This window comes from Rhodococcus sp. JCM 9793, assembly GCF_055380405.1.
In genome coordinates this window covers 4,424,335-4,437,414 of sequence record NZ_AP043721.1, presented here as the reverse complement: position 1 = coordinate 4,437,414, position 13,080 = coordinate 4,424,335, and the positions used below count along the sequence as shown (strand labels likewise).

Below are 13,080 nucleotides of genomic sequence, written 5' to 3'. Positions count from 1 at the left end.
GTCAGTTCCCGGCCGGGGCCTGCATGTCAGCGGGAACCTGCTCGGTGCCGTCGACGGCGCCGCCGTCCATCGGCACCGCGTCGGGGCCGGGCGCGGACGCGTCGAACGGAGGCGGGTTCGCCGGATCGAAGGACGACGGCAGCGTCGAGCAGCTCGCACCGACCTCGGGGTAGGCGTACCGGTTCAGGCGCAACGCTTCGATGAAGTGGTCGATCCGCTCGTCATCGACACTGTCGACCTTGAGCTGATGACCCCACGACTGCAACGAGATCGGTGCGTCGAGCCCGGGGTACGGCGACATCGACATGTACGTGCGACCGTCGACCTTCGCTTCGAGAGCCGAAACCGTTGCGTCGTCGACCAGGTCGGGGTTGTAGGCGATCCACACGGCGCCGTGCTCGAGGGAGTGGACCATGTTCTCGGTCCGCACGGGCTGGTCGTACACGGTTCCTGTGCACGTGGCCCAGATCGCGTCGTGAGGTCCGCCGAACGGCGGACTCTGGTCGTAGGCGACCCGCTGGGTCGGGGCGACGTGCTGGCCCGCCGGGTACTCGACTTTCACGACACCGTCGATAGCGGTCGACGGATCCTGATTCTCTTCCGTCGGTGCCCACGCCGACAGTTCCTGCTGGTTCTGGTACCGCGGAATGATGCTGACCGCGATCACCGCGACCAGCGCGACGACGGCGATGATGCCACCGATCGTCACCCACGGAATCTGACGCTGCTTCGGGAGGCCCTTGGCCCCGCCGCTGTTCTTCTTGGCGGCCTGGATGGCCTTCGACGATTTGGCGCCGGTGTTCTTCTTACCGGAACTGCCGTTGCTCGGACCGCTGGGCATCGCTGGGTGCTCTTTCTACGGATGGACAGGCGAACGTGCGCACCATCGGGTACGCACACATCGTCAACTCTACGGGCGTCGGGAGCGGGGGAGCGTCCACGCCTTCACCCCCCAGCCAATAGGATGAACACCTGTGACTCCTGCCGATCTTGCCGAATTGCTCCACGGAACCGCTGCGAGAGTGCTCGCCGACCGTGACCTCGACGCGTCAGTACTGCCCGCAACCCTCACCGTCGAGCGACCCCGCAACCCCGAGCACGGCGACTACGCAACCAATGTCGCGATGCAGGTTGCCAAGAAGGTCGGCGTGAATCCTCGCGATCTCGCGACCTGGCTCGCCGAAGCGCTCACCGCCGCCGACGGCATCGACTCCGCCGACGTCGCCGGCCCCGGCTTCCTCAACATCAGGCTCGCCGCCGACGCACAGGGCGCGATCGTCGCCGATGTGCTCGACGAACGCGACGCGTACGGTAACGCCGACACCCTCGCGGGCCGGAAGATCAACCTCGAATTCGTCTCCGCGAACCCGACCGGCCCCATCCACCTCGGTGGCACCCGGTGGGCGGCGGTCGGTGATGCGCTCGGTCGGATCCTCACTGCGCAGGGCGGCGTCGTCACCCGCGAGTACTACTTCAACGACCACGGTGGCCAGATCGATCGGTTCACCCGGTCGCTGATCGCGTCGGCGCTCGGACAGCCCGCACCCGAGGACGGCTACTCGGGCGCCTACATCGTCGACATCGCGAAGTCGGTGCTCGAGCAACGACCCGACGTCCTCGACCTCCCCGAGGACGACCGCAACGAAGTGTTCCGTTCCCTCGGTGTCGACCTGATGTTCGAGCACATCAAGCGGACCCTGCACGAGTTCGGCGTCGACTTCGACGTGTACTTCCACGAGAACTCGCTGTTCGAATCCGGCGCCGTCGACAAGTCCGTCGAGACGCTCAAGAGCTCCGGCAACCTGTACTTCGACGACGGCGCATGGTGGCTCAAGAGCACCGACTACGGCGACGACAAGGACCGCGTCGTCATCAAGTCGGACGGCAACGCCGCATACATTGCCGGCGACATCGCCTACTTCCAGAACAAGCGTTCACGCGGCTTCGACCTGTGCATCTACATGCTCGGCGCCGACCACCACGGTTACATCGCCCGGTTGAAGGCCGCAGCGGCGGCCTTCGGTGACGATCCCGACACCGTCGAGGTCATGATCGGCCAGATGGTCAACCTCGTGCGCGACGGCCAGGCCGTGAAGATGAGCAAGCGTGCCGGCACAGTCATCACGCTCGACGACCTGGTCGAGGCCATCGGCGTCGACGCAGCCCGGTACTCGCTGGTGCGCTCGTCCGTGGACCAGAGCATCGACATCGATCTGGCATTGTGGGCGTCCGCCTCGAGCGAGAACCCCGTCTACTACGTGCAATACGCGCACGCGAGGCTGTCGTCGATTGCGCGGAACGCCGCCGACCTCGGGCTCAGCGGGGAGGGCGCCGACCTCGCGCTGCTCACCCACGATCGCGAAGGCGACCTGATCCGCACGATCGGTGAATACCCGCGGGTCGTCGCGAAGGCCGCGGAACTGCGCGAGCCGCATCGCGTGGCGCGCTACCTCGAAGAGCTCGCCGGTACCTATCACCGGTTCTACGACGCGTGCCGCATCCTGCCGCTGGGCGATGAAGAGCCGGGCGACCTGCATACCGCGCGCCTGGCCCTGTGCGCCGCCGCACGGCAGGTTCTCGCCAACGGACTCGGCCTCCTCGGCGTCAGCGCACCGGAGCGGATGTGAACGCGCATCCCGCGGGGCCGCGTCACGCCGAGATTCCGCACGCACCCGGCCTCCCGCAACGACCCGAGAACGCCTCCGAACTGAACGAGCTCCACCGGCATGTGTGGCCACGCAACACCACCCGCGGTGACGACGGCGTCACCCGCATCGCCGGTGTCTCCGTCACCGAACTCGCCGAAACCTACGGCACACCGCTGTTCGTCGTCGACGAGGACGATTTCCGGTCGCGGTGCCGCGAGATCGCGGAAGCATTCGGCCCCGAGGCGCGCGTCCACTACGCGTCCAAGGCGTTCCTGTGCACCGAGATCGCCCGATGGGTGCACCAAGAGGGACTGTGCCTCGATGTCGCATCCGGTGGCGAACTCGCCGTCGCGCTGCACGCCGGATTCCCGGCGCAGAAGATCGCGCTGCACGGCAACAACAAGTCGGTGGCCGAACTGCGGACCGCCGTCGAGGTCGGCGTCGGACACATCGTGCTGGACTCGCTCGCCGAGATCGACCGCCTCGACGCCATCGCCGGTGAACTGGACGCAGTTCAGGATGTGCTCATCCGCGTCACCGTCGGTGTCGAAGCACATACCCACGAGTTCATCTCCACCGCCCACGAGGATCAGAAGTTCGGTCTCTCGCTGGCCGGCGGCCACGCGATGGACGCGGTGCGTCGAGTGTTCGCGGCCGACAACCTACGCCTCGTCGGGCTGCACAGCCACATCGGTTCGCAGATATTCGACGTCGACGGATTCGAACTGGCCGCCCACCGCGTCATCGGGCTGCTGCGCGACATCGTCGCCGAATTCGGAGTCGACAAGACCTCGCAGCTGCACATCGTCGACCTCGGTGGTGGCCTCGGAATCTCGTACGTGCCGAGCGACGACCCGCCGCCTGTCACCGATCTCGCAGCGAAGCTGAACGACATCGTGCGCACCGAGTCCGCTCTGGTCGGGCTGCCCACACCGACCCTCGCCGTCGAACCCGGACGCGCCATCGCGGGCCCGGGCACCGTCACCCTCTACGAGGTCGGCACCATCAAGGACGTGGCCGTCGGTGCCGGCCAGAGCCGGCGCTACATCAGCGTCGACGGCGGGATGAGCGACAACATCCGCACCTCGCTGTATCAGGCGGAATACGAATCGCGCCTCGTATCGCGGGTGAGCGACGCCGAACCCGTCGTCGCACGGGTGGTCGGCAAGCACTGCGAGAGCGGTGACATCATCATTCGAGACGCCTGGATGCCCGCCGACGTCGGCGCGGGAGATTTGCTGGCCGTCGCGGCGACCGGTGCATACTGCTACTCGATGTCCAGCAGGTACAACATGCTGACCCGCCCCGCCGTCGTGGTGGTCAAGGACGGCGTCTCGCGCATCCTGCTGCGCAGGGAAACGATCGAAGATCTGCTGAGCTTGGAGGTTACGGAGTGACCAGCACAACGGTGGAAGGTGCATCCGGGCAGCGACCCCTCGGTGTCGCGGTTCTCGGCCACGGCACCGTGGGTGCCGAGGTCGTCAACATCATCCGGGAAGACGCACTCGACCTGCAGGAACGCATCGGTGCGCCCCTCGAACTGCGGGGCGTCGCGGTGCGCGACGCATCGTCGGATCGCGGGATTCCCGCGGAGCTCCTGACGACCGACGCGGAAGCGCTCGTCCGGCGCGACGACGTCGACCTCGTCGTAGAGCTCATCGGGGGTATCGAACTGCCCCGCACCCTGGTGCGGGCCGCGCTCGACGCCGGCAAGTCGGTGGTCACAGCGAACAAGGCACTCCTCGCCGCCTACACCGGTGAACTGGCCGAGGCAGCGGAGTCGCACAACGCCGACCTGTACTTCGAAGCCGCCGTTGCCGGCGCGATCCCGGTGATCCGCCCGCTGACCCAGTCGCTCGCAGGCGACCGTGTCGACCGGGTGATGGGCATCGTGAACGGCACGACGAACTACATCCTGTCCGCGATGGACGAGAGCGGCGCCGACTACGAGACGACACTGGCCGAAGCGGGTCGCCTCGGCTACGCAGAAGCCGACCCGACCGCCGACGTCGAAGGATTCGATGCCGCGGCCAAGGCGGCGATCCTCGCATCCATTGCGTTCCACACCCGCGTCACCGCCTCCGACGTCTACCGCGAGGGCATGAGCTCGATCACCGCGGCCGACCTCACCTCGGCCCGTGCACTCAACTGCACCATCAAGCTGCTCGCGATCTGCGAACGAATCCCCGGTCGCGAAGGTCGCGACCGCGTCTCGGCCCGCGTGTACCCCGCCCTCGTGCCGCGTGAGCATCCCCTCGCGACCGTCGCCGGTGCATTCAACGCCGTCGTCGTCGAAGCGCAGGCCGCCGGTCGGCTCATGTTCTACGGTCAGGGCGCCGGGGGAGCGCCCACCGCATCCGCCGTGATGGGCGACCTCGTCATGGCGGCGCGCAACCGCGTCCAGGGTGGCCGCGGTCCGCGCGAATCGAAATACGCCAAGCTCGAGATCGCCCCGATGAGCGACATCGTCACCCGGTACTACGTCAATCTGCAGGTCGCCGACCGAGCCGGCGTGCTCTCCGCCGTCGCCGCCGAGTTCGCGACGCGCGGCGTCAGTATCTCCGCCGTGCGCCAGGAAGGTGCCGGCGACGGCGCTCGCCTGGTGGTGCTCACGCACCGAGCCACCGACCGGGCGCTGGCGGACACCGTCGCAGCGCTCGAGAATCTCGAATCCGTAACTGCTGTCACCAGCGTCCTGAGACTGGAGGGATCCGCCGAATGAGTGCGGTCGACAAGAACACCACCCCCGTGCACACCCCGTGGCCGGGCCTGATCGAGGCGTACCGCAGTCGCCTCCCGATCGGCGACGGATGGAAGACGGTGACACTGCGCGAGGGCGGTACACCGCTGCTTCCAGCGGAACGGCTCTCCGAGCTCACCGGGTGTGAAGTGCACATCAAGGTCGAGGGACTCAACCCCACGGGTTCGTTCAAGGACCGCGGCATGACCATGGCCGTCACCGAGGCGCTCGCGTCGGGCAAGCAGGCCGTGCTGTGCGCCTCCACCGGCAACACCTCTGCCTCCGCTGCCGCGTACGCCGCCAAGGCGGGTATCGGATGCGCTGTCCTCGTGCCGCAGGGCAAGATCGCCATGGGCAAACTCGCCCAGGCCGTCATGCACGGCGCAAAGATCGTTCAGGTGGAGGGCAACTTCGACGACTGCCTCGAACTGGCCCGCAAGACCACCTCGGAGTTCGAGACCATCGGTCTCGTCAACTCTGTCAACCCTGTGCGCATCGAAGGCCAGAAGACCGCGGCGTTCGAGATCGTCGACGCACTCGGCGACGCACCCGACGTGCATGTGCTGCCCGTCGGCAACGCCGGCAACATCACCGCGTACTGGAAGGGCTACTCCGAGTACTTCGCCGACGGGCTGAGCACACGTCGGCCGCGCATGCTCGGCGTCCAGGCGGCAGGCGCTGCCCCGCTCGTCCTCGGCCATCCGGTCAGCAACCCCGAGACGATCGCCACCGCGATCCGGATCGGCGCACCGGCTTCGTGGAACGGTGCCGTTGCGGCCAAGGAGGAGTCGAACGGCGCATTCCGTGCGGCCACCGACGAGGAGATCCTCGAGGCCTACCGTCTCCTCGCGAAGACGGAGTCGATCTTCGTCGAGCCTGCGTCGGCAGCGTCGATCGCGGGTCTGCTCGCTGCGCGCAAGGAAGGTTGGCTCGAGCCGGGCCTCAAGATCGTGTGCACCGTCACCGGCAACGGGCTCAAGGATCCCGACACCGCACTGCGCGACGTGCCGGTGGTCGAACCCATCCAGGTCGATCCCGTGGCCGTGGCATCGGCGCTCGAGCTGGTCTAGTGACAGCCTCGCCCTCCTCCGTTGGGAAACAGGACATGACGCAGACGTTGCCCGTAGGGGTCTCGGTGACAGCTCGGGTGCCTGCCTCGAGCGCCAACTTGGGGCCCGGATTCGACACGCTCGGACTGGCGCTCGGGTTGTACGACGAGATCACCGTCACCACAACCGGTTCCGGTCTCGACGTGCGTGTCGAAGGGGAGGGTGCGCAGGAGGTGCCGTGGGGGCCGTCGCATCTGGTGGTGCGCGCGGTCGAACGCGGACTCGAGGCTGCAGGCGTGTGGGCGGACGGACTGGGTGTCGTGTGCCGCAACGTGATTCCGCATTCTCGCGGTCTGGGCTCATCGGCGTCCGCGGCCGTGGGCGGACTTGCTGCCGCGAACGGTCTGGTGCGGAAGATCGCGCCCGAGCGGGTACTCGACTCCGCGCAGCTCGTGCAGCTGGCGTCGGAATTCGAGGGGCATCCCGACAATGCGTCGGCCAGCGTTCTGGGCGGTGCTGTCGTGTCATGGAGCGAGGCCGAGGTCGACTCGGAGCGCCGCGGATACAAAGCGGTGTCGCTGCGAGTGCACCCGTCGATCAAGGCCGTCGCGTTCGTTCCGTCCGTCCGGTCGTCGACGGCCCACACTCGGGGACTGTTGCCCGACCTGGTCCCGCATCGCGACGCCGCGTTCAACGTCAGCCGCGCCGCGCTCGCGGTCGTCGCGCTGACGGAGCGTCCCGATCTGTTGATGCAGGCAACCGAGGATCTGCTCCACCAGGCGCAGCGTGCTCCGGCGCTGCCGTTGACGACCAAGTGGATCTCGATTCTTCGCGGCGCAGGGATCGCGGCCACCGTGTCGGGCGCGGGTCCTACGGTCCTGGCCTTGACGACGGAGCCGATTCCTGCTGAACTCCGCGCAGCCGCGGAGGGGGACGAGCTCACCGTGCTCGACCTCGATATCGCCGATGGGGTTCAAGTCGACTGACGACCGTCTCTCATGATCGCGACGGCAACGGCCGGCCCGGAATTCCGGGCCGGCCGTTGCCGTCTACACCCTGTGGTTGCGGTGGGAGTGGCGCATCACACACGAACCTCACGTCACACAGATTCTTGCCCTGCGTGCAGAACGTCGCTATCCTGAGGACGTCCGCACGTCGTGCGCTCGTGTCGCCGGGTTCTCCAGGACATTCACTCCAGCTCCATCGGGGCGTCCGATCCTGAGTCGATCCTCACCTGCTCCCGATTCGGGGAACGGGACAAGACCGTACCTAACCGACATCGGTGTGGTGGCGGACGTGCCGACCGTTCGACTTCCGTGAACTCGTACGGCAAATCCCAGCTCAGTGCATGAAAACTGATCTGCGGAACGAACCCTCGACTCTGCATCAGTGGGCGAGGGAAGGAAAGGATCTCCGTGACAGATACGGACCTGATCGCTACACCAGCCTCCGACACCGCCTCGGCTTCCGCGGGAACCCAGTCCGGCGATTCTGCACAGTCCTCGCGTGGCGCCCGTCGTGGCACCGGGCTTGCGGGCATGGTGCTCGTCGAGTTGAGGGCTCTTGCTGCCGAACTCGGTATCAAGGGCACGTCGGGAATGCGCAAGGGCGACCTCATCGCTGCGATCAAGGAAAAGCAGGGAAGCGGCGCCAAGAACGCTCCCGCCGGTGCCAAGAGCGCTCCCGCTACCAAGGTGCCGGCCGAGCCCGCCCAGGCTCCTGCCGACACCGCAGTTCCTGCCGACACCGCAGCTCCTGCCGATACTGCAGAGGAAGCACCGAGCCGCCCCGCGCGTACTCGCCGCACCCGCACTGCCGAGGCACCCGAGGGTGAATCAGCCCGAGCTGCGGCCCCCGCTGAGGAGTCTGCAGCCGCCGACAAGCCCGCCGTGGACGCGCAGCCGTCCGATTCCGACGCCGACGATGCACCCCGCCGTGGTCGTCAGCGACGCGGTCGTCGTGGTGCGGATCAGCTGGACCCGAACCAGAAGGGCGAGACGCAGGTTACCGGCGACTCGCAGGCCTCCGACACCGAGCGTGGCGGCGATTCCCGTGATCGGTCGAACGACCGCGGGAAGTCCCAGGACCGCACCGAATCCGAAGGCAACCGCCAGCGTGGCGACCGTAACCAGGGTGATCGCAACCAAGGTGGCGACCGCAACCAGGGCGGCAACCGCGACGATCGCAATCAGAGCGACCGGAACCAGGGCCCGCGTCAGGACAACCGTGACAACCGCGGGGACGACGACGAAGAAGGCGGCCGCGGTCGTCGGGGTCGTCGCTTCCGGGAACGTCGTCGCGGACGCGACCGCGGCGAATCCGGAGGCGGGGATACGCGCGAACCCGAGATTCGGGAAGACGACGTCCTTCAGCCGGTCGCGGGCATCCTCGATGTGCTCGACAACTATGCATTCGTGCGGACCTCCGGCTACCTCGCCGGACCGAACGACGTGTACGTGTCGATGAACATGGTGCGTAAGAACGGCCTGCGCCGTGGCGACGCCATCACCGGTGCGGTGCGTGTTCCGCGGGAGGGTGAGCAGGCCAACCAGCGCCAGAAGTTCAACCCCCTGGTGCGGCTCGATACCGTCAACGGCGGTGAGGTCGACGCAGCCAAGCGTCGCCCCGAGTTCAACAAGCTCACCCCGCTGTACCCGAATCAGCGCCTACGCCTCGAGACACAGCAGAACATCCTCACCACGCGTGTCATCGACCTGGTCATGCCGATCGGTAAAGGACAGCGTGCACTCATCGTGTCGCCGCCGAAGGCCGGTAAGACCACGGTGCTGCAGGACATCGCCAACGCGATCGCCGTCAACAACCCCGAGTGCTACCTCATGGTGGTTCTGGTCGACGAGCGTCCCGAAGAGGTCACCGACATGCAGCGCTCGGTGAAGGGCGAGGTCATCGCTTCGACCTTCGACCGGCCGCCGTCAGATCACACCTCCGTTGCCGAACTCGCGATCGAGCGTGCGAAGCGCCTGGTCGAAATGGGACGTGACGTGGTGGTCCTGCTCGACTCGATCACCCGCCTCGGCCGCGCGTACAACAACTCGTCGCCCGCGTCGGGACGCATTCTCTCCGGCGGTGTCGACTCGACCGCGCTGTACCCGCCGAAGCGATTCCTCGGTGCTGCGCGCAACATCGAGAACGGTGGATCGCTGTCGATCATCGCATCGGCACTGGTCGAGACCGGCTCGACCGGCGACACCGTGATCTTCGAGGAGTTCAAGGGCACCGGTAACGCGGAGCTCAAGCTCGATCGCAAGATCGCCGAGCGTCGCGTCTTCCCTGCGGTGGACGTCAATCTGTCCAGCACGCGCAAGGACGAGTTGCTCATGAGCCCCGACGAGTTCGCGGTCGTGCACAAGTTGCGGCGCGTGCTGTCGGGTCTCGATTCGCACCAGGCGATCGATCTGCTCGTCGACCGGCTCAAGAAGTCCAAGACGAACATCGAGTTCCTCATGCAGGTGGCGAAGACCGCACCGGGGGCACTGGAAGACTGACGTCGAGGCCCGGGAATTTTTCCCGGGCCGAAACGTTTGGCATAATCGAACAGCTCAGTCCGGTTCCGGTTCACGTCCTCGAATGGCGAGGGCGACCCGGCGACCACGAAAGGGACACCATGAAGGCAGGAATCCACCCCAACTACCAGGCGACGACCGTCGTCTGCGGTTGCGGTAACACGTTCGAGACCCGCAGCACGTCCGAGTCCGGCCGTGTCAACGTCGAAGTGTGCTCCAACTGCCACCCGTTCTACACGGGCAAGCAGAAGATCCTCGACACCGGCGGACGCGTCGCGCGCTTCGAGGCTCGCTACGGCAAGCGCGCCACGAAGAAGGCTGCAGACGAGAGCTAGCTGCACTGCCGACGCCCGGTCCTGTCTTCGTACAGGCCGGGCGTCGGCATTTTCGTTCCAGGTCCACGAGTGGCCGGACAACGGAACGATCTGCAGAGCACAGCACTTTCCCCACAAGAGCGGAGCGAACCCATGGCGGGGCAGACCAAGCCGTCGGCCATCGACGACATTCTGGCCGAACACGCGGGTCTGGAGCAGCAGCTGTCCGACCCGTCGTTGCACAACGATCCGTCGGCAGCCCGCAGAGTGGGCAAGCGCTTTGCCGAACTCGCGCCGATCATGGCGACCTATACGAAGCTGACCGCGGCACGCGACGATCTCGAAGCCGCCCGTGAACTCGCCGCCGACGACTCGTCGTTCGCCGCTGAGGTTCCGGACCTGGAAGAACGTGTCTCCGAGCTCGACAAGGCACTCACGGATCTTCTGGCGCCGCGCGACCCGCACGACGGCGACGACGTCGTACTCGAGGTCAAGTCCGGTGAGGGTGGCGAAGAATCTGCGTTGTTCGCCGGCGACCTCGCTCGCATGTACACCCGTTACGCCGAGCGCACCGGATGGCGTGTCGAAGTCCTCGGAGCCACCTATTCCGATCTCGGGGGCTACAAGGACGTGACCCTGTCGATCAAATCCAAGACCGACGTGCGCGACGGTGTGTGGTCGAGGTTCAAGTTCGAGGGCGGTGTCCACCGTGTGCAGCGCGTCCCGGTGACGGAATCGCAAGGCCGTGTGCACACGTCCGCGGCCGGCGTGTTCATCTACCCTGAGCCCGACGAGGTCGAAGAAGTTCAGATCGACGACACCGACCTGCGGATCGACGTGTACCGCTCGTCCGGCAAGGGCGGTCAGGGCGTCAACACGACGGACTCCGCGGTCCGCATCACCCATCTGCCCACGGGCATCGTGGTGACGTGCCAGAACGAGCGCTCGCAGTTACAGAACAAGGCCCGCGCGATGCAGGTGCTCGCTGCGCGCCTGCAGGCCGCGGCAGAAGAAGCCGCGGACGCCGAAGCGTCGGCCGGTCGTGCCAGTCAGGTGCGCACCGTCGACCGTTCGGAGCGGATCCGTACCTACAACTTCCCGGAGAACCGGGTCACGGATCACCGGATCGGGTTCAAGGCCCACAACCTCGACGCTGTGCTCGACGGTGAGATGGACGCGCTGCTCGACGCGTTGGGTACGGCAGACAGAGAGGCCCGGCTCGCGGCGGAATGATCGTCGGAACCGGACCTCTCGTCGAGTGGACGGTTCTTATCCTTCGTCCGTTTCGCCTTCGTCCGACTCGCCCGGCACCTGAGCGATGTCGACGCCGGGGAGCAGGAAGCACTGCTCACCTGCTTCGTTCTCGTGCATACCCCAGATCGCAGCCAGAACCGTTCCCGCCTCGGGTTCGGTCAGCGCGGCGGGAGCTCCCCACAGTCCCTCCGTCGATTCCAGAGTGGTATTTCCGGTTGCACCGGTGTTGATGTTGATCCAGGACACCGTCCCGCCGCCGACACTCTGCTGGTTGACGACGTAGAGGACTTCGTCACCTTCGACAGCGTCGTTCTCGTCGTGCGTCAATGACTGAGCCTCCGCGATTCCGGCAGGGCACAGCACCGGAATCGGCTGGAAGTCGATGGGAGCAGCCGCTGCGGTGCCGGTCCCTGCGAATGCTGCCGCACCGCCCATCGCGACCACTGCCGCGGCGCGGACAGCGCGTGATGTGTTCTTGTTCATGACACTCCTTTCGGTTTCCCCAACCCCCGGACGTTATCGACGATGTGGTGTCGGAGGTGGCGAAGTAGACCTATCCGTGTTCTGTTCGTGATCGCATGGGACCCTGTACACGTGAGTCGTCAACCCCTGCGCCTGGCCATCATCGAAGCCGTATCGGTGCTAGAAGAAGCGGGTGTCCCGAGTCCCCGTGTGGACGCCGAGCTGCTCGCCGCTCACCTCCTCGGAATCGAACGCACTCGCCTCGGTCTGGTGCCTCTCGTCGACCCCGCGATGGTCGACGCGTATCGGGCAATGATCGCGCAGCGGGCAAAACGGATCCCCCTCCAATACATCACCGGGACGTCGCCGATGGGCGCGATAGATCTTGCTGTCGGCCCCGGTGTGTTCGTCCCGCGACCGGAGACCGAACTGCTCCTCGGATGGGCACTGGCATTTCTCGAACAGTACGACCGACGAAACCCCGTCGTGCTCGATCTGTGCACCGGATCCGGCGCACTTGCGCTGGCGATCGCGAATGCTCGTCCGGACGCCGTGGTGCACGCGGTCGAACTCGAACCGAAGGCTCTCGCCTGGGCCCGCCGCAATGCCGAAGCCCGGGCACGGGAAGGCGACACACCGATCGTCCTGCATCAGGGCGATGTGACCGACCGGGGCTTGCTCGCGTCTCTCGAGGGTGTCGTCGACGTCGTCGTGTCCAACCCGCCGTACATACCAGAGGGAACGGAACTCGATCCGGAGGTGATCGATCACGACCCGTACACGGCGCTCTTCGGCGGGCCGGACGGACTCTCGGTGATCAAGCCGATGATCTCCAACGTCGCCCGGTGGCTGCGGATCGGGGGAGCCGTGGCCATCGAACACGACGACACCAACGGCGGGCAGGTCGCAGCCCTGTTCTCCCAGCGTCGGGTGTTCGGTGACGTGGCCGAGCATCCGGATCTGGCGGGGAAGCCGCGGTTCGTCGTTGCGCGGAGAATCCCGACGGAGCGGGAGGCGAATCGTGCGCAGCCGATACCGGCGGCCGAGTCCGATTGAACGCGCTCGACGAACGGGGCCGAACTTCGAGTG

At 66.4% G+C, this 13,080-nt stretch carries 11 protein-coding genes; 9 read left to right on the top strand and 2 right to left on the bottom strand.

Annotation, left to right across the window (positions count from 1 at the left end; translation table 11 throughout):
• Position 1: 1 nt before the first annotated feature.
• Positions 2–841: a DUF3105 domain-containing protein gene (locus ACZ46K_RS22620; RefSeq protein ID WP_054806894.1), complete on the bottom strand. Its 840-nt coding sequence runs from the start codon at positions 839–841 to the stop codon at positions 2–4.
• A gap of 133 nt (positions 842–974) precedes the next feature.
• Between ACZ46K_RS22620 and argS the strand changes: the two genes are divergently transcribed.
• From argS to prfA, 8 genes are all read left to right on the top strand, one after another.
• Positions 975–2,627 carry an arginine--tRNA ligase gene (gene argS / locus ACZ46K_RS22615; protein ID WP_464744894.1) on the top strand — a complete coding sequence of 551 codons (1,653 nt, stop codon included), beginning with the start codon at positions 975–977 and terminating at the stop codon, positions 2,625–2,627.
• Entirely contained in the window at positions 2,624–4,045 is a 1,422-nt protein-coding gene (gene lysA / locus ACZ46K_RS22610; protein WP_464744892.1) for a diaminopimelate decarboxylase, read from the top strand. The genes argS and lysA overlap by 4 nt, the downstream gene beginning before the upstream one ends.
• Positions 4,042–5,370 carry a homoserine dehydrogenase gene (locus ACZ46K_RS22605; RefSeq protein WP_464744890.1) on the top strand — a complete coding sequence of 443 codons (1,329 nt, stop codon included), beginning with the start codon at positions 4,042–4,044 and terminating at the stop codon, positions 5,368–5,370. Before lysA ends, ACZ46K_RS22605 begins: the two co-directional genes overlap by 4 nt.
• Entirely contained in the window at positions 5,367–6,458 is a 1,092-nt protein-coding gene (gene thrC, locus ACZ46K_RS22600; protein WP_464744888.1) for a threonine synthase, read from the top strand. Before ACZ46K_RS22605 ends, thrC begins: the two co-directional genes overlap by 4 nt.
• Before the next feature lie 35 nt (positions 6,459–6,493).
• Positions 6,494–7,423, top strand: coding sequence for a homoserine kinase (thrB, locus tag ACZ46K_RS22595; protein WP_464744886.1), 930 nt, complete (start codon positions 6,494–6,496; stop codon positions 7,421–7,423).
• A gap of 429 nt (positions 7,424–7,852) precedes the next feature.
• Positions 7,853–9,943 (top strand): transcription termination factor Rho, encoded by a 2,091-nt coding sequence (gene rho / locus ACZ46K_RS22590; protein WP_464744884.1) that lies wholly within the window; start codon positions 7,853–7,855, stop codon positions 9,941–9,943.
• A 119-nt stretch (positions 9,944–10,062) separates the two neighbouring features.
• The gene (gene rpmE, locus ACZ46K_RS22585; RefSeq protein ID WP_054806063.1) at positions 10,063–10,296 is read left to right on the top strand and encodes a 50S ribosomal protein L31; all 234 of its coding nucleotides are present in this window, start codon (positions 10,063–10,065) and stop codon (positions 10,294–10,296) included.
• A gap of 132 nt (positions 10,297–10,428) precedes the next feature.
• Positions 10,429–11,508, top strand: coding sequence for a peptide chain release factor 1 (prfA, locus tag ACZ46K_RS22580; protein WP_464744882.1), 1,080 nt, complete (start codon positions 10,429–10,431; stop codon positions 11,506–11,508).
• Between the two features lie 36 nt (positions 11,509–11,544).
• Here prfA and ACZ46K_RS22575 read toward each other — a convergent pair whose 3' ends face one another.
• The gene (locus ACZ46K_RS22575) at positions 11,545–12,012 is read right to left on the bottom strand and encodes a hypothetical protein (protein ID WP_054806062.1); all 468 of its coding nucleotides are present in this window, start codon (positions 12,010–12,012) and stop codon (positions 11,545–11,547) included.
• A 111-nt stretch (positions 12,013–12,123) separates the two neighbouring features.
• On the opposite strand from ACZ46K_RS22575, the gene prmC reads away from it, so the two are divergent.
• Positions 12,124–13,047 (top strand): peptide chain release factor N(5)-glutamine methyltransferase, encoded by a 924-nt coding sequence (gene prmC, locus ACZ46K_RS22570; protein ID WP_054806067.1) that lies wholly within the window; start codon positions 12,124–12,126, stop codon positions 13,045–13,047.
• The last annotated feature ends 33 nt before the right edge of the window (positions 13,048–13,080 follow it).